The sequence below is a fragment of the Cognatilysobacter terrigena genome (genome assembly GCF_004361065.1).
Lineage (GTDB): Bacteria > Pseudomonadota > Gammaproteobacteria > Xanthomonadales > Xanthomonadaceae > Cognatilysobacter > Cognatilysobacter terrigena.
The window spans coordinates 1-26,188 of record NZ_SELT01000013.1 but is presented as its reverse complement, the minus strand read 5'-3'; the positions used below and the strand labels follow the sequence as shown (position 1 = coordinate 26,188).

Below are 26,188 nucleotides of genomic sequence, written 5' to 3'. Positions count from 1 at the left end.
GATGACGACCGACGAACAGGCGATCCGCGCGCTGATCCAGAGATGGCACGACGCGACGGCCGCCGGCGATGTCGACACGGTGCTGTCGCTGATGGCGGAGGACGCCGAATTCCTCGTCCCCGGCCGCGAGCCGATGCAGGGCGGGCGCGCGTTCGAGGACGGCCTGCGCGGCCTGCTGAAGACGCATCGCCTGCGCTCGAGCGGCGACGTGCGCGAGGTGCAGGTGTCGGGCGATCTCGCGTTCACCGTCACGCGGCTGTCGGTCCGCATCGAACCGCTCGATGGCGGCGGGGCGAACGAACGCGGCGGCTATGCGATGTCGGTGTTCCGGCGTGGCGCCGACGGCGCCTGGCGGCTCATCCGCGACGCGAACCTGCTCGCGGCAGGCTGAGGTAAATCCGGTCCGAGTCGACCGGACACCACTTCAGGACACGAACGGCCCGGTATCCGGCTCGGACGACGCGGCGATCAGTTCCGACGCGCCATGCGCCAGCAGTTCGCGCGCGACGAGTTCGCCGAGCGCGTCGGGCGTATCGATGCCGCCGTCCGCGGACGCACGCACATGGCGGCCGTCGACCGCGGACCCCACCAGCCCTTCGAGATGCATGCGCGTCCCATCGAGCGTCGCAAACGCGGCGACCGGCACATGGCAGCTGCCGTGCAGCGCGCGATTCATCGCGCGCTCGGCCTCGACGCAGGCGCGCGGGGTGGCGCAGTTCAACGCATCGAACAGCGCGATCGTCGCGACATCCTTTCTGCGGCATTCGATCGCGATCGCGCCCTGCGCCGGTGCCGGCAACCACTCCGGCGCCGCGAGACGTGCGCGAATGCGATCGTCGAAACCGAGGCGCTGCAGGCCGGCGCAGGCGAGCACGATCGCGTCGTAGTCGCCGGCGTCGAGCTTGGCGAGTCGCGTGTTGACGTTGCCGCGCAGGTCGCGCAGCACGAGGTCGGGGCGACGTGCGCGCAGCTGAGCCTGCCGACGCAGCGACGACGTGCCCACCACCCCGCGCTCGGGCAGTTCGTCGAGATTCGCGTAGCGGTTGCTCACGAACGCGTCCGCGTAATCGGCGCGCTCGAGGATGGCGGGCAGCGTGAAGCCGGGCTCCAGCTCCATCGGCACGTCCTTGAGCGAATGCACGGCGCAGTCGGCCTCGCCGCGCAGCATCGCGAGCTCGAGTTCCTTGAGGAACAGGCCCTTGCCGCCGATCGCCGCCAGCGAACGATCCAGCACTTCATCGCCGCGCGTGCTCATCGGCACGAGTTCGACGGTGAGGCCGGGATGCGCGGCGCGCAGGCGGTCGGCGACGTGTTCGGTCTGCCACAGCGCGAGCGGGCTCTTGCGGGTGGCGATGCGGAGCACGCCGGTCGTGGACGAAGTCATCGCGGCATTGTCGCGGATCGGGCGTCATCGCCCAACCGCTGCCGTGATCAGCGCGGGCGGCTCTGCACCAGCGCGAGCATGCCGCCGACGAGGGCGAGCAGGAACGCGCCGGCCATCGTGTGGTGCCGCATCGCGCCCATCATCGCGCCGCAGACACCGCCGACGAGCGCACCGATCAGCACGATTAAGATCCGCGCGACGCCGCGGCTCTGGCCCGTGGCGTAGGTGTCGGCGTCCTGCTGCAGCCGATGCATCGCCATCAGCCGCTCCGCCGCCGCTTCGGCCGCGGCGGGATCCAGGCGCGGGCCCGCGGGCTGCTCGCTCACAGGTGCGCGAGGCGCTCGCGCAGCGAGGCGACGCAGCGACGGCTGACTTCCAGCGGCTGGCGGCCGTGGCGCAGCACCGCCTGCACATGGCCGTCCGGGCTGCGCTTGAGTTCGACCAGCTCGTGGCGCGCGACCAGGCAGTTGCGATGGATGCGCACGAAGCGGTCGCCGAACTCGATCTCCAGCGAGCGCAGCGATTCCTCGATCAGGTCCTCGCCCCGCGCGTGGTGCACGACGACGTACTTCTCCTCCGCTTGGAGGTAGTGGATGTCGTCGATCGGGATCAGGCGCAGCGAGCCGCGAAGGCGCGCGCACAGGTGCGTGCGCTTGCGCGTGCTGCCGTCGCCATTGGTGCGCACGGACGTCAGGCGACGCACGCGATCGAGCGCGGCCGCGAGACGTTCCGGACGAACCGGCTTCACCAGGTAATCCAGCGCTTCGGCTTCGAACGCCGACACCGCATGCGCGTCGTACGCCGTGCAGAAGATGACCGCCGGGCGCGGCTCGCTTGCGGCGAGATGGCGCGCGGTTTCCAACCCGTCCATGCCCGGCATCGACACGTCGAGCAGGACCAGGTCCGGATGATGTTCGGCGCACGCCTGCAGCGCCTGTGTGCCGTCGGCCGCCGTCGCGACGACGTACACGCCCGGCTGCTCTTCGAGCAGGGCGCGCAGACGGTCGCGAGCCAACGGCTCGTCTTCGGCGACTACAACATTCAGCGTATCCACGTACCCCTCCGTCGATACCCCCCCGGGACTGATAGTAGCGTTCCCGAGCGTCCGTGGAAGGTGCGCGTCAACGGTTTTCTGAATCCGTCGCCAGAATGCGGTCGAACCACCCGCGCAGGGCGTCGATCTCCTCGAGGCAGACCTGGTGCTGCATCGGGTAGGCGTGGAAGTCCACCGCGAAGCCCAGCGCGCGCAGGCGCCGCGCCGCGTCTTCGCCCGCCGCGTACGGCACGACGGGGTCCTGGCGGCCGTGCGCGACGAACACGGGCTGGCTGCGCGCGGCGACGGGCGTCTCGTCGAGCCGTGCGAGCGCATCGACGCCCAGCGGCAGGTAGGTCGACAGCGCGACCAGCCCCGCGAGCGGCTCGGTGCGACGCAGGCCCGCGGCGAGCGTCACCGCGCCGCCCTGCGAGAAGCCCGCCAGCACGATGCGCGACGCCGGCACGCCGCGTTCGATCTCCTGCGCGATCAGCGCGTCGACGCGCGCGACCGATTCATCCACGCCCTTTGCATCCGCGCGACCCGTGAGATCGAAGCTCACGATGTCGTACCACGAGCGCATGCGCATGCCGCCATTGATGGTGACGGGCTGCACCGGCGCATGCGGGAACACGAAACGCATCGCCGGCCACTGCGGACGCACCAGTTCGGGCACGAGCGGCGCGAAGTCGTTGCCGTCCGCGCCGAGGCCGTGCAGCCAGATCACCGACCAGCGCGGCGATTCGCCGGTTTCCTTTTCGATGCGTTCGGGCAGGTCCAAGTCGCGTCTCCGATGCGGGGACGCGGACTATAGCCGCCTCATGCCGCCATGCGTGCGCACGACTCCGCGCAGCGGCGGCAGGCATCGGCGCAGCGCTGCATCGTCGCGTCGTCGGCGGCCATGCGTTCGCAGTCCTCGGCGCAGCGCCGGCAGATTTCGGCACAGGCACGGCAGGTGTGCACGTGCACGTCGACACCGCGCAGCATCGCGTCCGCGCTGGTGCGGCAGATGTCCGCGCAGGTCGCCATCAGCAGGATGTGATCGGGCGACGCGTGCTCACCACCGAGTTCGAGGCAATGGCGCATCGTCTCGACGCAGAGCGCGTGGCAGGCGATGCAGTGGGCGATGCATTCGTCCATCGATGGCGAGGTGTCGTTCGCGGCCATGCGTGTGCTCCGGGACTGGGGCGGACACCGTCGCGCACGCGACGTGCCGAGCCTGTCGATCCGGCCGTAGCCGCGTTTTCATGCCGCGGCTGCGCCCGCCCGCCTAGCCTGCGACGGCCCCGTCCATGCGCGCCGCCATGCCTCCGAGTTTCCTGTTCGCCACCGGCATCGAGAACAGCTATCCCACGATTCGCGGCGGCACGCATCGCGTCGACGAGATGGCGCTGTGCGGGCACTACGACAAGTGGGCGCTCGACTTCGACCTGGTGCAGGACCTCGGCGTGCCGGTGCTGCGCTACGGCCCGCCCATCCACACGACCTGGCTGGGCGACGGCCGCTACGACTGGGCGTTCGCGGACATCACCTTTCCCGACCTGCGCCGACGCAACATCGCGCCGATCACGGATCTCTGCCATTTCGGCGTGCCCGACTGGATCGGCAATTTCCAGAACCCCGACTTCCCTGCCCTGTTCGCGCGTTACGCCGGCGACTTCGCGCGTCGCTTCCCCTGGGTGCAGCTCTATACGCCGGTCAACGAGATGTACATCTGCGCGGCGTTCTCCGCGCTGTACGGCTGGTGGAACGAGGAGCTCGCGAGCGACACGGCCTTCGTCACCGCGCTCAAGAACATCGTCAAGGCGAACGTGCTCGCGATGGGCGCGATCCTCGAGGTGCGGCCGGACGCGATCTTCATCCAGAGTGAGTCGTCCGAGTACTTCCATGCCGAGAACCCGGCGGCGATCCAGCCTGCGGAAGTGATGAATGCGCGCCGCTTCCTCTCGCTGGATCTCAATTACGGGCGCCGTGTCAATTCCGAGATGTACGAGTACCTGATGGACAACGGAATGACGCGCGACGAGTACCACTTCTTCATGGCACACAAGTACAAGCACAACTGCATCATGGGGAACGACTACTACGTCACCAACGAGCACCGCGTATGCGCCGACGGCAGCACGCGCGCATCGGGCGAGGTGTTCGGCTACCACGTCATTACGCGCCAGTACCACGACCGCTACCGGCTGCCGGTCATGCACACCGAGACCAATCTCCGCCAGGGGCCGAACGGCGACGAGGCGGTGAACTGGCTGTGGAAGGAGTGGGCCAACGTGCTGCGCGTGCGCAACGACGGCGTGCCGGTGGTCGGTTTCACCTGGTACTCGCTGACCGACCAGATCGACTGGGACACGGCCCTGCGCGAGCCGAACGGTCGCGTGTTCGAGGTCGGCCTGTACGACCTCGATCGCAAGATCCGGCCGGTCGGCCAGGCCTACAAGCAGCTCATTGCCGACTGGCAACAGGTGCTGCCGACCAACAGCGTCTGCCTGCAGGTGCCCGTGACCATGCCGGCCGACTACGCGACCGAGCACGACGCCGAGCAGCAAGCGAACGCCGCCGCCAAGCGCGACGACCGCGCCACGGCGGACGCGAACGCCGCCACGAGCGGAACCTGAGGAGCGACACGTGGAGCGACGTTTCGAGAACAGGGTGGCGCTGGTCACCGGCGGCGCCAGCGGCATCGGCCTCGCGATCTGCAAACGCTTCGCCGCCGAAGGTGCGCGCGTGGTGCTGGTCGACTACAACCAGGCCAACCTTGACGCCGCCGCGCCCCAGGTGCACGACGCCGGCGCGCCGGACGTCATGGCGAGCCTGTGCGACGTGAGCGTCGAGGCGCAGGTCGAGGCGACGGTGACGTCGGTGCTCGACCGCTTCGGCCGCATCGACGTCATCGTCAACAACGCCGGGCTGATGCAGTTCAAGGCGCTGGAAGACCTTACTGGCGACGACTGGCTGCGCGTGCTCGGTGTGGATCTGGTCGGCGCGTTCTTCTTCACCAAGCAGGCGTTCCTGCACATGAAGGACGGCGGCGCGATCGTCAACGTCTCCAGCATCCACGCGGTGGAAACCACGCCGCATGTGGCGAACTACGCCGCCGCGAAGGCCGCGCTGGTGTCGCTGACGCGCTCGACGGTGCTGGAAGGCAAGGCGCGCGGCATCCGCGCGAACGTGATCCTGCCCGGAGCGATCGATACGCCGATGCTGCGCGAGAATCCGAACGTCAAGAGCGGCCTCGAAACGCTGGACGACCGGGACATCGGCAAGCCGGAGGATGTCGCCGCGCTCGTCGCGTATCTCGCGTCGGACGATGCGCGCTTCGTGCAGGGCGCGGAAGTGCGCGTCGACGGCGGGCGCCTCGACCGGCTCTGAAAACAACGACGCCCCGGACGAGCCGGGGCGTCGGATCACTGCAACTCGAACCGTCTTACTTCGACTTCAGCGACACGTCGTCGAGCAGGAACGAGGTGATCACGCTCGAGTCCTCGACGCCTTCGAAGTACACGCGCACCGTCTGGCCGCGGTAGCTCGACACATCGAACGTCTTCTGCACGTAGCTCGTGCCCTTGTTGAGGTTGGAGTACGTGGCCAGAGTCGACAGCACGGTGTTGCTGGAGTTGCGCAGCTGCACCTTCATCGTGTCGTAGGCGGTCGTCGTGGTGGTCTCGTTGCTGTCCACGCGCAGCCAGAAGGTCAGCGTGACCGTGGTCGCGGTCGAGGGGATCGTGACCGTCTGGTACGTGTACTCGGTGTTGGCCGTGCCGTAGCCGTTCGACCACAGGTAGTAGCTGCCCGAGTGAGCGGGATAGCTCGCGTCGTTGGTGATGCTGCCGGCCTTGGCCGACCAGCCCGTCGTGCCCGACTCGAAGCCGCCGTTCTGCAGCAGCTCCGTCGCGGTCGTCGTGTTGCTCACCGAGAACGCCACGCTCGACGACGAACCGACGTTGCCGGCCGCGTCATAAGCCTTGGCGACCAGCGTGTGCGAGCCGTTGGCGAGCGTGGTGGAGTCCAGCGTCACCGAGTACGGCGACGAGGTGTCCGTGCCCTTGAGCGCGCTGTCGACATAGAACTCGACCTTGGACACACCGACGTTGTCCGATGCGGTTGCGGACAGCGTGATCGTGCCGCTGGCGCCGGATTCGGACGCGCTCACCGTCGGTGCCGTCGTATCGCTGCTGGCGTTGCTGACGCTGAAGGCGACGCTCGACGACGAACCGACATTGCCGGCCGCGTCGTAAGCCTTAGCGACCAGCGTGTGCGAGCCGTTGGTGAGCGTCGTCGAGTTCAGCGTCATCGAGTATGGCGACGAGGTGTCGGTGCCTTTGAGCGCACCGTCGACGTAGAACTCGACCTTCGACACGCCGACGTTGTCCGAGGCCGTCGCCGACAGCGTGATCGTGCCGCTGGTGCCGGATTCGGACGCGCTCACCGTCGGTGCAGTGGTGTCGCCGCCGCCCGTGCCCTGCGTCACCCACACTGGCGCCGACCACAGGCGCAGGCCGTTCGCCTGCGTGACCTGCACGTAATAGAAGTGGTCGCCGCTGGCCGGGGTGATCGTCGTGCTGCCGCTGCCCTCGTAGAGCTGCGTCACCGTCCCGTTGCGGCCCGGCACGCCTTCGAAGAACTGCACGCGTTGCGCCGTCTGCCCACTGGTGCTCGCGTAGTTCGCGGTGAGCGTGAGCGCGCCGCTGTTGTTGAAGGTCTCGCCCATCACGTGGCCGTTCGCAGTCAGCACGAGCTGGCCGCTGCGGTCTTCGGTGGCGAACGTGCGGCGCGCCTTCAGCGCGTCGTAGAAGTTGGTCGTGTTGAGCGCGGCACCGCTCGGTAGCAGCACGCCGGTGCGGTTGGTGAAGGACAGGCCCCAGTTCGCGCAGTGGTTGTCCTGGTCGCTCGCGGGTGCGACGTGGTAGCCGCGCTCGAGCAGGATGTTCCACGCCGACTGGTAACTGCTGCGCCCCGTTTCGGTTTCGGTGGTGTTGGTCGAGAACGCCGACGAGTTGAGCACCTCGGCCAGCACCATCACCTGCGCGCCGTTCGCGTCGTAGCCGAGCGCGGTGCCGTTGACGAGGAACTGCCCGCTGGTGGCCGGGTGGTTGAACATGCCGATCCAGCCGCGCGACTTCATCGTCGAATACAGCGCCGGGTAGTCGCTCTTGGGCGTGTTCACTTCGCCGATCAGCTGGCCCGAGGAGTTCGTCTCCCACTCGGCGAGCGCGTCGACGTTGAGCAGGTTGAGGTGGCCGCCGTTGCTGATGACGCCCCACTCCAGGCCGTACAGGGCGAGGAACGTGGGATGCGCGCTGCGATAGCTGCTCGCCGCGCTGAGGCCGCTCTTGAACAGGTTGATTGCGGTGGTGGGGTTCGCGCTCGCGTTCGTGCCGGTCGAGCCGTCGAACATGTGGTTGTGTTCGGACGTGAGCAGGAAGTCGCCGTGCGCCTGGTTCTGCATCATCGTGTAGGCGTCGGTCGGGCCCATGGTGCCCGCCTGCGGGTTTTCAGCGCCGCTGCACGAGGCGAGCGGCGTCCCGCCGTCGCTGTGGTTGGTCTGGCTGTGCAGGTTGCCGTAATAGACGGTGTACGGCAGGCCGCCGGTGGCGGGCGCGGCCTGCGCCGTCAGCGTCGGTGTTGCCGCGGACTGCGCGAGCATCGGCTGCGATGCGCCGCTGGTGCGAGCCGGTGACGGCGCGACCGCGGACTGCGCGCCCACTCGCAGCGGCACCAGCGACGGCATGCGCGCCGGTGCGACGTTGCCGACCTGCACATCGTAGGTCTGTTCGACGGCTTCGTCGCCGAACAGGCGGAAGGCTTCGTCGATGCGCGTCGCGATCGGGCGCGTGTCGGCGGCGTCGACCACCGTCGGCACCGCGCGCAGGCGCAGCGTGTAGTAACCCGCGGGTGCCGCGCCGCCCTGCTGCATGCCGCCGTTCCACGAGGAGGGCACCGCGACGTGGCGGCCGCCGAGCTTGGTCAGGCCGCGGTCGCTGGCGATGACGCGTCCGTCCGGCGCGACGACGTCCAGCGTCCACGCGGCCGCCGTGCGCGCGCCGGCGCCCGGATAGTCGAAGTGCAGCTGGATCGGGAACCGCCCGGCCTGCGCGCGGAACGGCGCCGCGATCGAGGCGTCGAACTCGTAGTGGTCGGGGTGGGCGAATTCGGTGGCGGACGCGGCGGTGGCAAACGCCAGCGCCAGCGCTGCGGCAAGAGCGGTTCGGGTCATGGGGGTGTCCGGAGGAGTCCGCATCCGTGCGCAGGGCGTCCTTGGCCGGCGATAGTCGGAGCGGTCGACGCGCGATTTGTGACGATCTGCGCGATTTCCGACGAACGGCGGCCGGGTTATGCGCCCCTCGCCGTTCTTGAGGCCGGCAAACCGCCGTGCGCACTGGGATTCGCCCCACCCCGTCTGATTTTGCGGACTTTGGGGACAGCGGGCTCACCGCGCGCGACTACGCCTCGACCGCTGCGATGCAGCACGTCCATGCGTGACTCGCCGCACGTTCCATCGGCCACCGCCAATGTCGCGCACGCCCGGTTCACGTGTCGATCACCCCGACCTGTGGAAGGGTCGACGTCATCCGCCGGTCTGCTTCGCATGGACACGAACGCATCTCCGTCGCCGCTCGCCCATCTCGATTCCAACGCGACCGCGTTCGTGCAGCGCATCGTCGCGTCCGCGCGCGATTACCTGGGCGCGCACGTCAGCTTCCTCGCCGAGTTGAACGAGGACGCCAAAATCGTTCGCGCAGTGGCCGGCCCCGCCGCCGCCGCCGGCCTGCCCGTCGGTGCGCGCTTCGAACTCGAGGACACCTACTGCCATCGCGTCCTGCAGGGGTGTCTGCCGGACGCGGTGTACGACGCGCGCGTCGACGTGCGTTCGCGCGACATCCCGCTGACCGAACGCCTCGGCATCGAGTCGTACATGGGCGTGCCGGTGGCGCTGCCCGACGGTCGCGTGCTGGGGACGCTCTGCTGCATCAACTTTCCGGCCGAGCCGGAGCGCCGCGTGCGGGACCTCGGCTTCATGCATTTCCTCGCGGGCCTCGTCGGCGTGCAGCTCGATGAATCGCAGCGGGCGCATGACTTGCACCTGCAGCGCCACGACGCGATCCACGCGGTGCTCCGCGCGGGTGGGCCACGTATGGTCGTGCAGCCGATCGTGGCGCTGGACGACGGACATGCGATCGGCGTCGAAGCGCTCGCACGCTTCGACTTGCCCGTCCACGCCACGCCCGACATCTGGTTCCACGAAGCCTGGGCAGTCGGCCTCGGCGTCGAGCTCGAACTCGCCGCGGTGCGCAATGCGCTGCCACTTCTCGGGCGTCTGCCGCGCGATGCGTTCCTGTCGCTCAACGTGTCGCCCGACACCGTCGCGAGCCGCGAGTTCGCCGAAGCACTGGCGCATGTGGATCCGTCGCGGCTCGTCGTCGAAATCACCGAGCACGCGGCCGTCGACGATTACCAGCCCGTGGTCGACGCCGCGATGCGCTTGCGCGCGGCGGGCGTGCGAATCGCCATCGACGACGTCGGCGCGGGCTATGCGAGCCTGCGCCACGTGCTGCAACTCGCACCGCACATCGCCAAGCTCGACATGAGCCTGACGCGCGGCGTCGATTGCGATCCCGCCAAGCAGGCGATGGTCGCCGGCATGATGGCGTTCGCGATGCGCACCGGCGTCATCGTCGTGGCCGAAGGCGTGGAAACCGCGGGAGAAGCGCAGGCGCTGTGCGACGTCGGCGTGCGCTTCGCGCAAGGCTTCCTGCTCGCGACGCCGGCCGAACTCCGCGCCTGACGTCAACTCGTCGACATACGCCGCATCGCATCCGGCTGCCGGGCGAGGAATTCGGCCACGGGCAACGGTTTCGCGAACAGCCAGCCCTGCGCGCACGGCACGTGCCAGTCCATCAGGATCGCAGCCTGGTGTTCGTTCTCGACCCCTTCGGCGATCATGCTCAAGGACAGGCCGCGCGCCATCTCGACGATGTGGAACGCGACGTGCGCGGTCGCCGCGTTGCTGCCGATGGTTTCCACGAAGGCCCTGTCGATCTTCAGTGCATCGAGCTCGAACGTGGTGAGCTCGGCAAGGCTTGAATAGCCGGTACCGAAGTCGTCGATCGACACGCGCAGGCCGAGCTCGCGCATGCGCCGCACCATGTCGCACGCGCTGGAGGTGTTGGCGAACGCGCGCTCGGTGATCTCGACATGCAACTGCCCCGGCTTCGCACCGCTTCGCTCGACGAGGCCACGCAGCAGGTCGAGCGTCTGCTCGCGATGCAGGTCGTGCGCCGAGAGGTTGATCGAAAGGAAGAATGCGTCGTCGCGTGCCGCGATGGCGGTGAGCACCGGTTCGGCCAGCTCGATCACGCGCGGTGACCATCGGGATCAGGCCGCCGTCTTCCGCCGCGGGAATGAAGAGGTCCGGACGAATGAGCGTGCCATCGCGCCGTTGCCACCGCAGCAGCGCCTCGGCGCCGACCCAACGCCGGTCGTCGAGGCTGACGATCGGTTGCAGCACGATGAAGAACTCGCGGCGTGCGAGCGCCATGCGGATCGCCGCGGCCGCCGACATCTGTGCGCGTGCGAAGCGATGGGCGACGTAGGCGAGCACCAGCCCGACCGCGACGCCCAATGGCACGAGTACGCGCGCGGCGCGCTGCACCGCGTCGTCGTAATTGGACGCATCGAGCGAGGCCACCGCGACCACGTCGTAGCGGGGAGACCGATACAGCGCGACCGTATGCCCGTTGACGACAAAGCTTCGGCGCGTGCCGGGCGCCAGCGTCTCCGCGCCGCGCATCCATGCCCGGTCGAACGGGCCGCGTGACGCCAGCAGCCGGCGGTTCGACAGCGACGCCACGGCGAGCGAGACGCCCGGCTCCGCCACGATGCTGTCCACGGGCGTCTGCTTGTGCAGCACCGCGGCGAAACGCCCGTTGTCGATGACGATCAGCGGCTGCGAGGGCGCGAGCGCCAGTCGAACGTTCTGGCGGAAGCGCATGCCGTTGGCCGAGATGTAGTCGACCGGCCCGAGCGCGATCGGCGGATCCTGCGGGCCGTAGGACGCGCAGTACATGGCGTCACCGCGGATCAGGCCGATGAATTGCACGTAGCTGGCGCGCGCATCGATGCCCTGCAGCACGCGGCGCAGCGCGGGACCGCAGCCGTCGAGGTCGCCCGCTTTCGCCAGCGTCCGGAACGCCGCACCGATCTGGTCGCCGGCCTCGTCGCTCCGGCGCAGCACATCGCCCGCGTACAACGACGCCCGACGGGCCAGGTCGATGCGCGCCTGCTCGCGCGTCATCAGCAGTGACAGCGTGATCGGTAACGCGGTTGCGAGGAACACGAGGACGACGGCGACAGCGACCAGCCTCGAGGGGTTGAGTCCCAGCGTCCTCATGTCGTTCCCGTGCGATATCCGCGTGTCGTTTTACCGCAGGCGGCAGCGGCATCGCGTCACGCGGCGCGCACGCTCGCGGGTGGTCGTGCGGCACGGCAATCGCGGGCAGCGAGCGGGCACGTGCGCAGCCCGCTACCATCCGTCGCGTCGAGAGAAGGGGGCGATCGATGCGCGCAGTGCTTGCCGTTTTCCTGATGGCCTTGTTGCTGACCGGATGCGCAGGCATGCCGGCGTCGCACGATGCGTCCGAGGCGGATGTTTCTCCGCCGCCGCCGCCTCCACCACCTCCTCCGCCTCCCCCGCCGCCACCTCCGCCTCCGCCACCTCCGCCTCCGCCGCCACCGCCGCCACCGGAGATGGAGACGACTCCGGCGCACAGTGGCTCTGTGCGTCCCGGCCGCACGCGTTCGCCTGCGTCGACGGTAACGAGTGACGCGCCGCAGTCGTCGCGACCGCAGCGCACGGGCGTCGCATCGATGCCCGCCTCGCGTGACGATCGCGCCGCGCCTCCACCGTCGAACACGGGCGCATCAACTGCGACATCGACCGCGGCTTCGAGCGCCACCGACGCGCCTGCACCCGCGACGTCGACACAGATCGTCGACCGACTGCTCGCGCAGCTGCAGCCCGGCCACGTCGCGTTCAACGCACCGCAGGCGGTGAACATCGAGCAGACCGTGCTGGTGCAGCTGGTCGTGAGCCCCGATGCGAGCGAGGCGGCGCTGCGCGAACGCGTCGACGGTCCCGGCAAGGTCGCGAGCGAATCGGTGCAGGTCGCGAACATGATGCAGGCGCGGCTGACCGGCGAAGGTTTCCGCATTGTGGCGCAGACGCCGGAGCGGCAACTCGTGTCATCCGGCGTGACCGAATGGGCGTGGGAAATCACGCCGCAGGCGCCCGGGCACCACACGCTCAACCTCGCGCTCGACGCACTGGTGCCGCTCGAGGGCCAGACCGTGCCGCGCACGCTGCGCACGTTCCGCAAGCCGATCGACGTGCAGGTGACGCCACGTCAGCAGGTCACCTCGTTCCTCGACGAGCACGGCAAGTGGATCTGGACGACGCTGCTCGTGCCGGCCGCGGGCTGGGTCGCCAAGGTGCGCAAATCGCGCAAGGGCGATGGCAAGGACGGTAAGGACAAGGAAAAGGACAAGGGCGACGACGCGAAGGCGTAGGCGCGCCGCCGTTCGCGTGCGCGTCCTGCTCAGATCGGACGCGGCGCCGTCGCGTTGCCTCGCCGGCTCGCGAAGCCGTGCTGCACCGCAGAATCCGGAGTACGGAAGCGCCCTTCATCGCAGGATCGGTGATGCGGGCTGCCGTTCGCGCCCTCGCGCACGCATGCCATCAGCCTCCAAACCACACGAGATGCGCACGGCCGCGTCCGACTTCACGTGAATAGCCGGGTCCTATAGAACCGATCGGAAAGTTCGATTTTCGCAATCGACGCAAGCGGCCTACGTTAGGCCGGTCGATGACGCGGCGCTTCTGTTCGCCCATGCACTCTGCAGCGCGCCGCGCTGCACATGCCCACGCTGTGCGTCGTCGCCGTCCCCACGTGCCGGGCAGCCGTCGTGCCTTCGTCCAGCGCGAAACGCCAAAGGAGAGCAGCCGCATGAACGTCGAAGCGAAGTGTCCCGTCGTCCACCATCGCAAGCCGACGCGCAACAACGCCGCGTGGTGGCCCGACCAGTTGAACCTGGACGTCCTGCACCAGCACAACGAGCTGTCCGACCCGATGGTCGAAGGCTTCGACTACAAGGCCGAATTCCAGAAGCTCGACCTCGACGCGGTGGTCAACGACCTGCGCGGACTGATGACCGATTCGCAGGACTGGTGGCCGGCCGACTACGGCCATTACGGCCCGTTCTTCATCCGCATGGCGTGGCACGCCGCGGGCACGTACCGCATCTTCGACGGCCGCGGCGGTGCGCGTTCGGGCGAGCAGCGTTTCGCGCCGCTGAACTCGTGGCCGGACAACGGCAACCTCGACAAGGCGCGTCGCCTGCTGTGGCCGATCAAGCAGAAGTACGGCAAGAAGTTGTCGTGGGCCGACCTGATGATCCTCGCCGGCAACGTGGCGATCGAATCCATGGGCGGCCCGATCTTCGGCTTCGGTGGCGGACGCGAAGACATCTGGGCGCCGCAGCCGATCGACTGGGGCCCGGAATCGACGTGGCTGGGCGATGAGCGCTACAGCGGCGAACGCGAACTCGCGCATCCGTTCGCGGCGGTGCAGATGGGCCTGATCTACGTGAACCCGGAAGGCCCGAACGGCAATCCCGACCCGGTCGGTTCCGGCCGCGACATCCGCGACACGTTCGGCCGCATGGCGATGAACGACGAAGAGACGGTCGCGCTGGTCGCGGGCGGCCACACGTTCGGCAAGTGCCACGGCGCCGGCCCGGCGCATCACGTCGGCAAAGAACCGGAAGGCGCGAACATCGAAGAGCTCGGTCTCGGCTGGAAGAGCGCGTACGAATCCGGCATCGGCGCGCACACGATCACCAGCGGCCTCGAAGGCGCGTGGACCGCGACGCCGACGAAGTGGGACATGAGCTACTTCGAGACGCTGTTCGGCAACGAATGGGAACTGACGAAGAGCCCGGCCGGTGCGCACCAGTGGAAGCCCAAGGGCGACGCGAACCGCAACGTCCCCGACGCGCACATCCCCGGCAAGGTGCATCAGCCGATGATGACGACGGCCGACCTCGCGATGCGTTTCGACCCGATCTACGAAAAGATCTCGCGCGACTTCATGGCGAATCCGCAGAAGTTCGCCGACGCGTTCGCCCGCGCGTGGTTCAAGCTCACGCACCGCGACATGGGTCCGAAGGTGCGCTACCTCGGCAAGCTTGTGCCGAAGGAAGACCTGATCTGGCAGGACCCGATCCCGGCGGTCGACCATCCGCTGATCGATGCGAACGATATCGCGTCGCTGAAGCAGCGCCTGCTCGACTCGGGACTGTCGATTCCGCAGCTGGTGAAGACCGCGTGGGCCTCGGCGTCGACGTTCCGCGGCACCGACCTGCGCGGCGGCGCCAACGGTGCGCGCATCCGCTTCGCGCCGCAGAAGGACTGGCCGGCGAACGAGCCGCAGGAACTCGCGCAGGTGCTGTCGACGCTGGAATCGATCCAGCGCGACTTCAACGGCTCGGCGTCGGGTGGCAAGAAGGTGTCGCTGGCCGACCTCATCGTGCTCGGTGGCGCCGCCGCGGTGGAAGCCGCCGCACGCAAGGGCGGCCACAACGTCACCGTGCCGTTCACGCCCCGCCGCATGGATGCATTGCTCGAGCAGACCGACATCGATTCGTTCGAAGTGCTCGAACCCGCCGCCGATGGGTTCCGCAATTACGCGCGTGCCGACACGCAGCCGTTCGCGTCCGCCGCGCTCATCGACCGCGCGGCGCTGCTCACGCTCACCGCGCCGGAGATGACCGTGCTCGTCGGCGGCCTGCGTTCGCTCGGCGCGAACCACGGCGGCACGTCGCACGGCGTGTTCACCGATCGCGTCGGCACGCTGAGCACCGACTTCTTCCGCAACCTGCTCGACATGCGCACGGCGTGGAAGCCGTCGGAATCGCAGCCCGGCGTGTTCGAAGGCCGTGATCGCAAGACCGACGAGCCGCGCTGGACCGCGACGATCGTCGACCTGATCTTCGGCTCCAATGCGCAGCTGCGCGCGCTGTCGGAGGTGTACGCGGCGAGCGACGGCGAAGCGGATTTCGTCAACGACTTCATCGCGGCATGGACGAAGGTAATGGAGCTCGATCGCTTCGACCTGGCGTATCGCAAGGCGGCCTGATCGGCGCGCTGTGGTTTCGAAAAGCCCGGCTTCGGCCGGGCTTTTTGTTTGGCCCGGGGCCTAGACTGCGCTCATCCAATCCGGAGCCCGCGCCGTGAACGACCTTGCATCGACGCTCGGTGTCCGCCTGCCGATTATCCAGGCGCCAATGGCCGGCGTGCAGGACGAAGCGCTCGCTATAGCCGCCGCGGAATCCGGCGCACTGGGCTCGATGCCGTGCGCGCTGCTCGGCCGCGAGCAGCTGGAGCGCGCGCTCGAGCGGTTCGCGCAGATCGACACGCCGATCAACCTCAACTTCTTCTGCCATGCGATGCGCGAGACGGATGCGTCGCAGGAACAACGATGGCGCGACGCACTCGCGCCCTACTACCGCGAGTTCGGCCTGAGCCTGCCCGCACCGAGCACCGCGGGCCCGCGCCGGCCCATCGACCGCGCCACCGTCGACCTGCTCGAGCGTTATCGCCCACGCGTGGTCAGCTTCCACTTCGGCCTACCCGAAGCCTCACTGCTCGCGCGCATCAAGGCGTGGGGCGCAACAGTGCTGTCGTCGGCAACGACCCTCGACGAAGGGCGCTGGCTCGAATTGCACGGCGCCGACATCGTGATCGCGCAGGGCATCGAGGCGGGCGGACATCGCGGCCATTTCCTGTCCGACGATCTCGCGTTGCAGCCGCCGACCCGCGAACTCGTCGCGCAGCTGTCGAAGGCGTTGCGCGTGCCTATCGTCGCTGCGGGCGGCATTGCCGAGCGTGCGGATGTCGACGCGATACGCGAGGCCGGCGCGTCCGCCGTGCAGGTCGGTACCGCCTATCTCGCATGCCGCGAAGCCACGACGACGCCCGTGCATCGTTCCGCGCTGGCCGACGCGTCACGCGAGACCGCGATCACCAACCTGTTCAGCGGCCGCCCCGCGCGCGGGCTCGTCAATCGCCTGATGCGGGATCTGGGTCCGCTGTCCGATCTTCCGCCGAGCTTTCCATGGGCGTCGCAGGCGCTGGCGCCGCTGCGGGCGCATGCCGAAGCACTGGGTCGCGACGATTTCACGCCGATGTGGGCCGGCACACAGCGCAATTCCGCGCGCGACGTGAGTGCGGCCGAGATCACTCGCTCGCTCGTGTCCGACTCGTAGGGAGCGACATTCGAGCCGCGAACGGGCGGACGTCAGCTCACGCGTCGAACAGCGCTTCGCGTGCATCTGCCCGCCTCGGATGCGTTGCGAACCAGACTCGACCGCATGCGATGACGCGCTCGAGAACGTCCCGACGATCCGTTCGTCGTTCGCACCCTGCGCCTGCCGACGAGAGGTCGGCGCCTGCACCAACGTGGGCGATGACAGGCGGATAGTGGCCGCGGCGTCGCGCCTTGCGCGGCGGCCTGCATCCATTGCCAAGGAGAGCGTCATGAAGCGACTGCAGCGTCTTTGCATTCTCGGAATCACGATGGGAATCACGGCCGGCATGGCATCCGCCGCCCCGCCACAGGCCGCATCCAAACCGCAGCCGGGCGACGCGGCGATGATCAAGAGCGCGATGTCGGCGGCGCCGCACAAGGTCGCCGAGACCGCGACGATCGTCGCCATGGAGAAGGACGGTTCGATGCGCACGCTTCGGACCGGCACCGGCGGCTTCACCTGCATGCCCGACAACCCGACGACACCGGGGCCCGACCCCATGTGCATGGATCAATCAGCCATGGAATGGGCGCACGCGTGGATGTCGCACGCTGCGCCGCCGACCGGCCGCGTCGGCCTCATGTACATGCTCGAAGGCGGCACCGACGCGAGCAACACCGATCCGTATGCGACCGCACCGACCTCGACCAACAACTGGGTCAAGACCGGACCGCACGTGATGATCGTCGGCGCCGATCCCGCGTTCTACGCGATGTACCCGAAGGACGCATCGCCCGACACCGCGACGCCCTACGTCATGTGGCCCGACACGCCGTACCAGCACCTGATGATTCCGGTGAAGTAACGGGGTCGGAAGTCGCTCCACAGCCGCGCGAACGTCTCTGCCTTCGTACCAGCGGGTGAACATGCGGCGCGTGTTGGTTGTCGGCTCGGAGTCGCGTCGATTCGGCCGGTAGCGCGAGCACAACCCTCTACGTTGCCGAGGTGAAATGCCATCCGGGTCTGGACGGCTCGACACGCGTCGGGTTCCCGACGCTGCCCTTGCCGCGTGGGTGCGCGCTAGTGTCCCGCGGCACTGGTTGAGGCCGCGGGCGATGCAGCCGGCAGCGCGGACGGCTGCAGGTACCGCGCCAGGAATCCGGCGATTCCGGTCCACGCCTTGTCGAGATCCTCGACCTTGTCCAGGCCATGGCCCTCATCCTCGAACGCAAGCACTACCGGCGGGCGGTTGGCCATGCCGAGCAGACGCACGAGGCGTCGCGAATGTTCGTAGTCGACGCGCTCGTCCTCGCGACCGTGCACGATCATGAGCGGCGCGGTGAGTTCCTGATAGCGATACAGCGGCGATGTCTGCCGCATGGTTTCCAAGTCGGCGGGACCGTTCGGGTTGCCGATCATCTTCTCCATGTACTCGCGCGTCTTGGCAGCAGTGCTGCTGTCGCTCGCAGTGAAGAACAGCGGCAGATCGCTGACGCCGGACATATCGATCGCGCAGCGGAAACGTCCGGGCCAGCGGATGGTCGACACTATGGCCGAATAGCCGCCGTAGCTCAGGCCGAGTGTGCACATGCGATCCGAATCGAGCGGATACGCGGCCAACGCCGCGCGTAACGCCGCGTCGATGTCGTCTTCGATCATGCGGCCATAGTTGCGATATCCCGCCTCGCGGAACGCCTTCCCGTAGCCGTCGGATCCGCGGAAGTTCACCTGCAGTACGGCGTAGCCGAGCGATGCAAGGAACTGCACATCGCGATTGAAGTGCAGGTCGTCCTGCACGCCGATGGGTCCACCGTGCGCCATCACCACAAGAGGTCGCTTCCCGGCCACCTCCGGCATCGTGAGAAACGCATCGACCGGCAGGCCGTCGCTGCCTTTCACCTTCAGCAGATGCGCCGGCGCGAAGCGGCGCTTGCTGAGCTGCGGCGCCATTTCGTCCAGCAGCGAGGCCTGGCGCGTTTCGATGTCCAGCAGGTACACCTGCGGGGGCTGATCGATCCCGTCCACCCACAGCAGCATGCGCTTCGCGTCGCGACTGCGGTCGAGGGTGGCCACCGAACGATCAGGAAACGCGCGACGCAACACGTCGACGAGCCGTTCGTTGCGCTCGTCGAAGTATTCCGTCACGAGGCGACCCTCGCGGTAGTACATGACGCCGATGGGTACGCGCTTGTCGTCGTAGATCGCATGAACCAGATCGATGCCGGGCTTGCTGTAGACGGTGCGCACGATCTGGCCCGTGGCCGGGTCCATTTCCACGAGATCGCGTTGCGCGCGGCCGTCTTCCAGGAACCCGAAGAAGCGGTCGCCTTCGTACGAGAGCCGTGACGGCTGGAAGCCGGATTCGCCGTCATATCGCATGACCTTGCGGTACACGCCGTCCGCGCCGTACATGAGTGCGACGTCCTCCTCGCCATCGCGGGCGAGCGCCGCGCGGAGGCGACCGTGCCCGTCGGCGAACCACCGCAGGTCGCGACCGACGCCAACGTTCAACCGATCCTTATAGCGGCCCTTGAGAAACGCGCGCACCGTTGCGTCGTCGTCGAGGCGCAGGCGCTGCACGACGAGCCCATCGGTCGCGACCGACTCGTAAAGGATCATGCCCGGCTCCTCGGGGAGGAGATCGACGACGACGCCCGACGTCGGCACCGCGACGTGCCGCACGTTGAAGGGCTTGCCGTCCGTCCCCGCAGCGAAATGGAAGGCATGCAACACGTCACCGATCGGCGTGTGCGCATTGGCGAGGAGCACGCGATCGCTCTCCCACTGGACGTCCTCGAACGGCATGTCGGCGGTTGCGATCAGGATCGACTTGTTCGTCGCAAGATCGATGGCGGCGAGATGCCACAGCTTCTCGCCTTCCCGCGTCGCTTCGACGACGACGTCGCCACCGGGGCTGATCGCGACGTCGATCACGCGGTCGTATTTCCACAGTTCGCGCGGCGGCAGCGGCAACGGTGTCGCAGGTGCAGGCGGTGCGGTCAGCGTGTCTTTCGGTGTCGCAGTCGCCGTGCCACGAATCTGCCGGTAGAAGTCCGGGAAGGGGTCCGGATAGCGGCCGGTATAGGCAAACGCGAGCGACGGATCAGCGGCGATCGCGGGATGCGTCGACTCCAGCCAGTCCATCGCCACCAGGGATCGGTTCGCGAGGCGCAGCTGGGCCGTGAACGCGCCGGTGGAGCGGAACACCAGGTCGCCAACGTAGTTCACCCGACCGGGCTTCACTTCGAACGCGTAGTCGGGCTGGTTCGAGAGGTCGAATGAGATCGTGAAATAGCCGAAGGATTGGCCGACCACACGTTTCCATGCATAGCGCCCCGCCGGCACGGCGAACAGGCGCAGCGTGTAGCCCTTCTTCAGGTTGCGGAAGCTGCCGCCGTTCCACATCGATTTCTCGCGCTCGAAGCGGACAGCTTCGAGATCGATATCGCTGTCGACCGCCAGGACCAGCAAGCCTTCATCCGGCTTGAGCTTCGGCGCCTCCCCTGCGTCGATACGACGCGATGCATGTGCGGCGAGGCACACGAACGAGATCAACAGAAAGAAAAACCCCTGCAGAGCGGTCCGGCGCAGGCGCGCAGAAATCCCCATCCCACATCCCCTCAGCGGTCCCCACCGCCGTGGGGCCAGTATAGGCGGGCGCCAAGCGGCACGCGTTCGAACCCGCGCTGCGATGACTCATGCAACTGCAATCGAAAGCGGGACCGCACCATGTGTCGCTCAGCGCCGCTTGCGGTCGACCTCCGCAATCACCGCGGCGAGCGCAACGTCGTCTCCGTTCGCGATCGACGCCTGTGTCGGCAACGCAGGAATATCGGGCTGGATGCCACGGTCCGGCTGCGGGGTGACCGGCATCTGCGCGACCAGCGGAAGGTCGAGTTCGATGCCCGAGTTCGGCAGTCGCAGGAAGTAGAACGCGCTGCCGTTGATGCCGCGCAGGTTGCCGCCCGTGGGCTCGCCGACCAGCATCGCGCGCCCGCTCGCTTGCACGAGTTGCGCGAACTGGAACGTCGCGGAACTGTTCGTGGACGACGTCAGTACGTAGACCGCGCCGTTGTAGTGCGGCGCCTCGGGCTTGACCGCGTCGCTGCCGTCCGCGGGCTGCCAACGCGTCATCAGGTAGTAGCGATCGTCGAAGGGTTTCGCGTCGTCGCCCCAGTCGTCGAAGGAGCGATCCCAGGTGTCGAGGTAGGGACGCAGGTCGGACGGCACGACGCGATATCGCACGAGAGGGCGGTAGACGGGGCGCGCGACCGGATCGCGAACGAGGTGCGCCAGCAGTTCGTCACCGACATCCATGCCGCCCTCGTTCGCCCGCAGGTCGATGACGAGATTGGCGACATGGTCGGCCTCGAGACGAGTCAGTGTGTCGGCGAGAAAACCTTTCCAGTCCCACTTGCTGTCGTACAACGCCCACGTCGGCATATCGAGCACGGCGATGTCGGGGCGTATGCGCTCGAGCGTCCAGGGTGCTGCCTCGTTCTTCGTGGCGTCCGGGCGCATCGCGAGGCGCTCGGCCCAGGTGACGCCGGTCACTCGCACGCGTCGAGGCGCCGTTTCGCTTGGCGGTCGAACGACCAGGTCGAAGTCGTCATCCGGCGCAGGGAATGCCAGCGGGAAGAACACATCGAACGGTTCGTACTTCTCGTGGCCGAGCACTTCCAGCTGTGCGACGCGCTTCGCGTCGTTCGACCCGTCGGCACGCGCGTACGGCATCAGTGCCGCCAGCACCTTCTTCGCTGGCACGCCGTCGATCGAAACGACTTCAGTGCCCGGCACCAGCATCGCGGCCTGAGGCGCGGCACGCACGACGATCATCCGGCCGTCGAGCCAGCGGAAGTGGAACGGAAGACGCGTGCGGCCCGATTCGAACAGCGCGGCGCGGACGGACGCGGGCTGGTTGTAAAAGTTCGCGTAGGTGTGGCCGCATTTCACGGTGGCCGCGAACCGCGAGAACGCCGCGTACGCCTCGGGCAGTGTTGCGCCGTCACGAAGTTCGCCGCGGAGCCGGTCGAAGCGACGCGCGACCTCGGCCTCGGAGGCGTAGCGGTACAGCCCGGGATGCAGGCGCACGTAGGCCTTCTCGAGCACGTCGACATCCGCAACGAGCGCGGCGCCGTCGAGACGCGACGGCGGCGGCGCGGGTTCCGGCGCCGCAGCCGACGCGGCGGTCGTGACGAAGGCGAACACCACGGGCAACAGGGAACGCATCACAGCACCTCCGATGGGCGCGTCGAGCATGTCGTAGGGAACGTCTCGTGTGCTGCCGTTCGACGGCACGCGTGACCGTGGCAGTCGACATCTGGCGGCTCAGATGCAAGTTCGTCGGGCGCGACTGCATGCCCGACCAAGGCGTAGCGCGCGATCGAAACCTCTCCCCGACCCATCACGACGCTCCCCGATTCGCCCGACGACGACATCGCCGTCGTCGGGCGCCATCCCAACGTCTTGCGATCAACGATCCGGTTCGACAAACGAGCTGTCGACCGTCGCCACGCCGACGGGCAGGCCCGCGGTGAACGCCGTGACATTGAAGACCGAGTTCAGGGCCGCGGCGGCATCGGCCGACAGCGTCACCTGCACGCCGCTGATCTTCAACTTGCCGGAATACGCACTGCGCTTCACCTGCGGTCCGCTCGTCAGTCCGAGATCGAACAGCGTGAGGCGACCGAGCAGCGTGTCGTTGACCTTGACCAGCCCGGTGAGCACCGGCGACGGGCCTGTCGTGTCGATCACGAAGCTGCTGATGTTGACCTTGCGCGCGCCGGCGATGAGATCGAGGCCGCCGTTGTGTTCGATCTCGCCCTTCACCGTGCCGAGATCCACTTCGCCGCCCGGGATCGGGAACGACGCATTCGCGCCGCTCAACCGTGCGGGCGAGCTCGCGGCGGCGCTGACGTGCAGGCTGGCGAGCGCACCGGTGAAGGTGGGGCTCAGCTGGACAGTGGTGTTGCCGCTGACCGTGGAGACGGTGGGCGCGGCGGTCGACGCGAGCGGGAGGGCGAGTGCGGAAGCCAGCAGCAGGACGCCGAGCCGATTCAGGACTGGAGTGCGCATGGAGCGTTCCTCGTGCGGTGGGGGAATGCCGTCGCGTGATCGCGCGGCGACGGGAGCGTCGCTCGCGCATGCATCGGGCTCCAGCGCACAAGCACGCAGGTCGCGGTCAGTACATGTACCGAGAACTACGGTGAAGCGGCTTTGGCATCTTTTTCCGGCCAGCGTTGCGGCACGCGACGCAGCCCGTCGGTGCGATAGCCCATCTGCTTGAGGCGCTGCACGGCGTCGGCGTACGCGGCATCGGAGATCGTCGGCGTGCGCGCCATGATCCACGCGTAGTCGCGCTTGCTGCGCGCGATGATCGTGAGCGTGTAGTCGGGGCTGAGGTCGGCGATCACGTACTCGGCCTGGATCGGCCACACGAACTGCATGCCCCAGACCGCGTTACCGGTGCCCGGCTGCACGGTGCCGACGGGATCCATCGTGCGCACCGGCGCATCGAAGCTTCCGCTTCGATACCGGAAGTGCGTCTGGACGCGTCCATCCGGGCGCAGCGAATACGACTCGACCGCGTTGTATGCATCGCGTTCGGGATACGACGGGATGTGCGCGATCACGTACCAGTCGCCCATGAAGCGCTGCAGGTCGACCTGGGCGACGGGCGTCACCGTCGGCGGCGTGTGTGCGCATCCGGCGAGTGCGAGGACGCTGGCGACGAGGAGACGGAGCGTTCGCATGTCAGCGGTTCCGGACGAAGCGGTAGTGGGCGACGTGCCATTCCTGCCCGTCGCGATAACCGAACAGCTCGGCGCAGGCCATCCAGAACATGCGCCAGCGCTGGTTCCAGAGTTCGGCCGCGTCGCCGTAGGCATCGCGCAGGCAGGCCATGACGGCGTCGCGGTGTGCGTCGTGGTTCGCCAGCCAGTGATTCGCGGTGCGTTCGTAGTGGCGCCCGTCGACGAGCCAGCGCTGGTCGAGCTGCAGGTCGAGCTGCAGGTGCAGCAGCGTGTCCGCCGCCGGCATCAGGCCGCCGGTAAAGAAGTGACGGCCCATCCAGTCGTCGTCGCCGTCGGTCTCGAACGGATACATCGCGGTGCGATGGCAGAACACGTGCACGAACAGTGCGCCGGCCGGGCGCAGCCACGAGGCGATGCGCGCCATCAGCCGCTCGTGGTTTCGCATGTGCTCGAACATCTCGATCGACACGCAGCGGTCGAACGCGTCGTTGGGCAGGTCGAGGTGATTGACGTCGCGGGTGATCACGTCGACGTTGTCGAAGCCCTGCGCGCGGCAGCGCGCGAGGATCGCCTCGCGCTGGCGGTGGGAATTCGACACCGCGGTGATGCGTGCGTACGGATAGCGCTCGGCCATCCACAGCGTGAGCGAGCCCCAGCCGCAGCCGAGTTCGAGGATGTCCTGGCCGTCCGCGAGCCCAGCGCGCTCCGCGTAGAGCGCGAGCATCGCCTCCTCGGCCTGGTCGAGCGTCTCGCGGCCGGTCGGGTAGTAGCAGCACGAGTACTTGCGGCGCGCGCCGAGGCAGGCGTCGAAGAACGCGGCAGGGAGTTCGTAGTGCTGGCGGTTGGCGTCGTCGGTATGCACGGCGACGGGGCTGGTGCGCAGCTGCGCGAGGCGCTCGTTCATGCGGCGCGACTGCGCGTCGATGCCGCCCGCCAGTTCGTCGCGCAGGCGCTGTTCGCACAAGCGGCGAATGCCGAGGCGAATCATCGCGTCGGGCAGCAGGCCGCGTTCGGCGAGGCCGAGCAGGCCGCTGGCGGGCATGTCGGGAACGATGTCGAGAACCGCGCTCATGGCGCCTCCTTCGGAAACCACGGAAACAGCATGGGAGTGCTGCGCTGATAGGCGCGGTAGTCGTCGCCACGCGTGCGCAATGCCTGGCGCTCGGTATGCGGAATGCCGCTGAGCCAGCGCAGGAAGACGTACATCACCACCGGGCCGGACCACGCGAGCCAGGCGATCGGCGAGCCCTGCGCGAGCAGCACGTAGGCGAACCAGTGCAGCCATTCGAAGAAATAGTTGGGATGCCGGCTGTAGCGCCAGAGTCCGCTGCGCATCGTGCGGCCGCGATTGGCAGGGTCCGCACGGAAGCGCGCGAGTTGCGCATCGGCGACGGACTCACCGACGACGGCCAGCAACCAGACCGCGACCGCCGCAGCGGTGAACATCGTCGGCTGCGCCACTGGATTGCGCGCGACCGCCGCGAACGGGAGCGCGAACAGCACGACCAGCAGCGCCTGCGCCTGGAACAGTCCGAACCAGCGCGCGCCGCCGTCGCCCCAACGTTCGCGCAGCGCCGCGTACCGACCGTCTTCGCGTTCACCGCGCACGCGCCGGGCGAGATGCCACGCGAGGCGCATGCCCCATGCGCCGCCGAGAACGGCCACCAGCACGCGCGGCAACACTGCTCCGTCGCCCAGCGCGGCCAGCACGACGGCCGACGCACCGACGCCGGCCGACCAGATCACGTCGACCAGGCCGGCGTTGCGATGCCGCTGCTGCCAGCCCCACGCGAGCGTCTGCGCGACAGCGGCGAGCACCCAGACGACGCCCAGTGCAGCGACGGTACTCATCGCACGCCTCCGGCGAGTGGCGCGGCCTCGGCGTGCTCGAGGCGTCGAGCACGTCGCGCGATGGCGACTAGTGCACCGGTGGCCAACGCCCAGCCCAACGCGAGTGCGACGAGTGCGGGGCGCGGTGCGACCAACGCGATCGCACCGAGACGCTCCGCGGCGAGATACGACAACGGACCGCCGACCGCACCCAGCACGGCGGCCATACTCGGGCGCAGCGCGGCGAGCGCATGGTTCAGCGTGATCGCGAAGGCGGCCCACAGCGCGAGGATCCACGCCGGCGCAGGCAGAACGCCCGAGTCCGCGGCGTAGGTCACCCAACCGGAGCGGACCAGCGCGCCGTCGAACAGCAGGCCCATCGCGACGGCGGCCGCCACCGTGCGGACATCCGCTACTCGGTGCGGCGACGCCATCGCCTGCACGATGACGAACACCGCGCAGGCGAGCACGCCGAGCGCAGCCCCGCCGCGCGACGCGGCGAGCACCGTCGCCCACCACGCGAGCTGGAAGCCGACGACGTTGAGCACGCGCGCCATCACGCCTCCAGTGCGACGCGGCGGTCGTGCGTCGACGACGACGGCCGGTAGCCCGGTCGCGCGAACAGCATCTGCGCGACGCCGATGGAGCGCTCGCGGAAGCCGCCCTCGCAGTACGCGAGGTAGAACGTCCACATGCGCATGAAGCGGTCGTCGAAGCCGAGCGCGCGCACCTGCGGCAACCCCGCGAGGAAGCGCTCGCGCCAGGCTTCGAGCGTGCGCGCGTAGGAAAGGCCCATGTCCTCGAGGTGCAGCAACGCGAGGTCGCTCGCGGTCGTCTTCGCCGCCATCATCGCGGCGATCGACGGGATGAACGAGCCCGGGA

23 protein-coding genes and 1 pseudogene are annotated in these 26,188 nt (G+C 68.3%); 8 read left to right on the top strand and 16 right to left on the bottom strand.

Annotation, left to right across the window (positions count from 1 at the left end):
- The first annotated feature begins 1 nt into the window (after position 1).
- The gene (locus EVS83_RS09140) at positions 2 to 391 is read left to right on the top strand and encodes a YybH family protein (RefSeq protein ID WP_133500737.1); all 390 of its coding nucleotides are present in this window, start codon (positions 2 to 4) and stop codon (positions 389 to 391) included.
- A gap of 33 nt (positions 392 to 424) precedes the next feature.
- On the opposite strand, the gene hemC is transcribed toward EVS83_RS09140, so the two are convergent.
- From hemC to EVS83_RS09115, 5 genes are all read right to left on the bottom strand, one after another.
- A complete protein-coding gene (gene hemC, locus EVS83_RS09135) occupies positions 425 to 1,384 on the bottom strand; it encodes a hydroxymethylbilane synthase (RefSeq protein WP_133500736.1) in 960 nt (319 codons plus the stop codon).
- A 47-nt stretch (positions 1,385 to 1,431) separates the two neighbouring features.
- Positions 1,432 to 1,710, bottom strand: a complete 279-nt coding sequence (locus EVS83_RS09130; protein ID WP_133500735.1) for a hypothetical protein — start codon at positions 1,708 to 1,710, stop codon at positions 1,432 to 1,434.
- Positions 1,707 to 2,429: a LytR/AlgR family response regulator transcription factor gene (locus EVS83_RS09125; protein WP_133500780.1), complete on the bottom strand. Its 723-nt coding sequence runs from the start codon at positions 2,427 to 2,429 to the stop codon at positions 1,707 to 1,709. The genes EVS83_RS09130 and EVS83_RS09125 overlap by 4 nt, the downstream gene beginning before the upstream one ends.
- Positions 2,430 to 2,505: 76 nt before the next feature.
- Positions 2,506 to 3,192, bottom strand: coding sequence for an alpha/beta hydrolase (locus EVS83_RS09120; protein WP_133500779.1), 687 nt, complete (start codon positions 3,190 to 3,192; stop codon positions 2,506 to 2,508).
- Between the two features lie 44 nt (positions 3,193 to 3,236).
- The gene (locus EVS83_RS09115; RefSeq protein WP_166636858.1) at positions 3,237 to 3,584 is read right to left on the bottom strand and encodes a four-helix bundle copper-binding protein; all 348 of its coding nucleotides are present in this window, start codon (positions 3,582 to 3,584) and stop codon (positions 3,237 to 3,239) included.
- Between the two features lie 137 nt (positions 3,585 to 3,721).
- Here EVS83_RS09115 and EVS83_RS09110 point away from each other — a divergent pair, with 137 nt between their 5' ends.
- Together EVS83_RS09110 and EVS83_RS09105 are read left to right on the top strand one after the other, a co-directional pair.
- On the top strand, positions 3,722 to 5,038 hold the full coding sequence (locus tag EVS83_RS09110; RefSeq protein ID WP_133500734.1) for a family 1 glycosylhydrolase: 1,317 nt from the start codon (positions 3,722 to 3,724) through the stop codon (positions 5,036 to 5,038).
- 10 nt (positions 5,039 to 5,048) lie between these two features.
- Positions 5,049 to 5,792: an SDR family NAD(P)-dependent oxidoreductase gene (locus EVS83_RS09105; protein ID WP_133500733.1), complete on the top strand. Its 744-nt coding sequence runs from the start codon at positions 5,049 to 5,051 to the stop codon at positions 5,790 to 5,792.
- Positions 5,793 to 5,847: 55 nt separating this feature from the next.
- On the opposite strand, the gene EVS83_RS09100 is transcribed toward EVS83_RS09105, so the two are convergent.
- On the bottom strand, positions 5,848 to 8,637 hold the full coding sequence (locus EVS83_RS09100) for an Ig-like domain-containing protein (RefSeq protein ID WP_133500732.1): 2,790 nt from the start codon (positions 8,635 to 8,637) through the stop codon (positions 5,848 to 5,850).
- Positions 8,638 to 9,009: 372 nt separating this feature from the next.
- On the opposite strand from EVS83_RS09100, the gene EVS83_RS09095 reads away from it, so the two are divergent.
- On the top strand, positions 9,010 to 10,206 hold the full coding sequence (locus tag EVS83_RS09095) for a sensor domain-containing phosphodiesterase (protein ID WP_166636857.1): 1,197 nt from the start codon (positions 9,010 to 9,012) through the stop codon (positions 10,204 to 10,206).
- 2 nt (positions 10,207 to 10,208) lie between these two features.
- On the opposite strand, the gene EVS83_RS09090 is transcribed toward EVS83_RS09095, so the two are convergent.
- Together EVS83_RS09090 and EVS83_RS16250 are read right to left on the bottom strand one after the other, a co-directional pair.
- Positions 10,209 to 10,778, bottom strand: a complete 570-nt coding sequence (locus EVS83_RS09090) for an EAL domain-containing protein (protein WP_133500730.1) — start codon at positions 10,776 to 10,778, stop codon at positions 10,209 to 10,211.
- A 73-nt stretch (positions 10,779 to 10,851) separates the two neighbouring features.
- Positions 10,852 to 11,715, bottom strand: a pseudogene (locus EVS83_RS16250) (CSS-motif domain-containing protein); the annotation flags it as partial.
- A 572-nt stretch (positions 11,716 to 12,287) separates the two neighbouring features.
- On the opposite strand from EVS83_RS16250, the gene EVS83_RS15655 reads away from it, so the two are divergent.
- From EVS83_RS15655 to EVS83_RS09060, 4 genes are all read left to right on the top strand, one after another.
- Positions 12,288 to 12,986: a hypothetical protein gene (locus EVS83_RS15655; RefSeq protein ID WP_166636853.1), complete on the top strand. Its 699-nt coding sequence runs from the start codon at positions 12,288 to 12,290 to the stop codon at positions 12,984 to 12,986.
- A 437-nt stretch (positions 12,987 to 13,423) separates the two neighbouring features.
- Positions 13,424 to 15,613: a catalase/peroxidase HPI gene (gene katG, locus EVS83_RS09070; protein WP_133500729.1), complete on the top strand. Its 2,190-nt coding sequence runs from the start codon at positions 13,424 to 13,426 to the stop codon at positions 15,611 to 15,613.
- A gap of 94 nt (positions 15,614 to 15,707) precedes the next feature.
- A complete protein-coding gene (locus EVS83_RS09065) occupies positions 15,708 to 16,742 on the top strand; it encodes an NAD(P)H-dependent flavin oxidoreductase (protein WP_133500728.1) in 1,035 nt (344 codons plus the stop codon).
- Positions 16,743 to 17,013: 271 nt separating this feature from the next.
- Positions 17,014 to 17,589 (top strand): hypothetical protein, encoded by a 576-nt coding sequence (locus EVS83_RS09060; protein ID WP_133500727.1) that lies wholly within the window; start codon positions 17,014 to 17,016, stop codon positions 17,587 to 17,589.
- 215 nt (positions 17,590 to 17,804) lie between these two features.
- Here the strand turns inward: EVS83_RS09060 and EVS83_RS09055 are convergent, their stop codons facing one another.
- The 8 genes from EVS83_RS09055 to EVS83_RS09020 form a co-directional block, all read right to left on the bottom strand.
- Complete coding sequence (locus EVS83_RS09055; RefSeq protein WP_133500726.1) at positions 17,805 to 20,333, bottom strand: alpha/beta hydrolase family protein; 2,529 nt, start codon at positions 20,331 to 20,333, stop codon at positions 17,805 to 17,807.
- Between the two features lie 129 nt (positions 20,334 to 20,462).
- A complete protein-coding gene (locus tag EVS83_RS09050; protein ID WP_166636854.1) occupies positions 20,463 to 21,953 on the bottom strand; it encodes a S41 family peptidase in 1,491 nt (496 codons plus the stop codon).
- A gap of 243 nt (positions 21,954 to 22,196) precedes the next feature.
- Positions 22,197 to 22,799: a hypothetical protein gene (locus EVS83_RS09045; protein WP_133500724.1), complete on the bottom strand. Its 603-nt coding sequence runs from the start codon at positions 22,797 to 22,799 to the stop codon at positions 22,197 to 22,199.
- Positions 22,800 to 22,924: 125 nt separating this feature from the next.
- Positions 22,925 to 23,476 carry a lipocalin family protein gene (locus EVS83_RS09040; protein ID WP_133500723.1) on the bottom strand — a complete coding sequence of 184 codons (552 nt, stop codon included), beginning with the start codon at positions 23,474 to 23,476 and terminating at the stop codon, positions 22,925 to 22,927.
- 1 nt (position 23,477) lies between these two features.
- The gene (locus EVS83_RS09035) at positions 23,478 to 24,548 is read right to left on the bottom strand and encodes an SAM-dependent methyltransferase (protein ID WP_133500722.1); all 1,071 of its coding nucleotides are present in this window, start codon (positions 24,546 to 24,548) and stop codon (positions 23,478 to 23,480) included.
- Positions 24,545 to 25,327, bottom strand: coding sequence for a DUF1295 domain-containing protein (locus tag EVS83_RS09030; protein ID WP_133500721.1), 783 nt, complete (start codon positions 25,325 to 25,327; stop codon positions 24,545 to 24,547). The genes EVS83_RS09035 and EVS83_RS09030 overlap by 4 nt, the downstream gene beginning before the upstream one ends.
- On the bottom strand, positions 25,324 to 25,863 hold the full coding sequence (locus tag EVS83_RS09025; RefSeq protein WP_133500720.1) for a DUF2878 domain-containing protein: 540 nt from the start codon (positions 25,861 to 25,863) through the stop codon (positions 25,324 to 25,326). Before EVS83_RS09025 ends, EVS83_RS09030 begins: the two co-directional genes overlap by 4 nt.
- On the bottom strand, positions 25,863 to 26,188 hold a 326-nt coding region (locus tag EVS83_RS09020; RefSeq protein ID WP_208108723.1), incomplete at its 5' end, for a class I SAM-dependent methyltransferase. The genes EVS83_RS09020 and EVS83_RS09025, both read right to left, overlap by 1 nt.

Coding starts and splice junctions, on each gene's coding strand:
- EVS83_RS09140 (WP_133500737.1), top strand. CDS start 2: ATGACGACCGACGAACAGGCGATCCGCGCGCTGATCCAGAGATGGCAC.
- hemC (WP_133500736.1), bottom strand. CDS start 1,384: ATGACTTCGTCCACGACCGGCGTGCTCCGCATCGCCACCCGCAAGAGC.
- EVS83_RS09115 (WP_166636858.1), bottom strand. CDS start 3,584: ATGGCCGCGAACGACACCTCGCCATCGATGGACGAATGCATCGCCCAC.
- EVS83_RS09110 (WP_133500734.1), top strand. CDS start 3,722: ATGCCTCCGAGTTTCCTGTTCGCCACCGGCATCGAGAACAGCTATCCC.
- EVS83_RS09100 (WP_133500732.1), bottom strand. CDS start 8,637: ATGACCCGAACCGCTCTTGCCGCAGCGCTGGCGCTGGCGTTTGCCACC.
- EVS83_RS09095 (WP_166636857.1), top strand. CDS start 9,010: ATGGACACGAACGCATCTCCGTCGCCGCTCGCCCATCTCGATTCCAAC.
- EVS83_RS15655 (WP_166636853.1), top strand. CDS start 12,288: ATGCCCGCCTCGCGTGACGATCGCGCCGCGCCTCCACCGTCGAACACG.
- katG (WP_133500729.1), top strand. CDS start 13,424: ATGAACGTCGAAGCGAAGTGTCCCGTCGTCCACCATCGCAAGCCGACG.
- EVS83_RS09060 (WP_133500727.1), top strand. CDS start 17,014: ATGAAGCGACTGCAGCGTCTTTGCATTCTCGGAATCACGATGGGAATC.
- EVS83_RS09055 (WP_133500726.1), bottom strand. CDS start 20,333: ATGGGGATTTCTGCGCGCCTGCGCCGGACCGCTCTGCAGGGGTTTTTC.
- EVS83_RS09050 (WP_166636854.1), bottom strand. CDS start 21,953: ATGCGTTCCCTGTTGCCCGTGGTGTTCGCCTTCGTCACGACCGCCGCG.
- EVS83_RS09045 (WP_133500724.1), bottom strand. CDS start 22,799: ATGCGCACTCCAGTCCTGAATCGGCTCGGCGTCCTGCTGCTGGCTTCC.
- EVS83_RS09040 (WP_133500723.1), bottom strand. CDS start 23,476: ATGCGAACGCTCCGTCTCCTCGTCGCCAGCGTCCTCGCACTCGCCGGA.
- EVS83_RS09035 (WP_133500722.1), bottom strand. CDS start 24,548: ATGAGCGCGGTTCTCGACATCGTTCCCGACATGCCCGCCAGCGGCCTG.
- EVS83_RS09030 (WP_133500721.1), bottom strand. CDS start 25,327: ATGAGTACCGTCGCTGCACTGGGCGTCGTCTGGGTGCTCGCCGCTGTC.
- EVS83_RS09025 (WP_133500720.1), bottom strand. CDS start 25,863: ATGGCGCGCGTGCTCAACGTCGTCGGCTTCCAGCTCGCGTGGTGGGCG.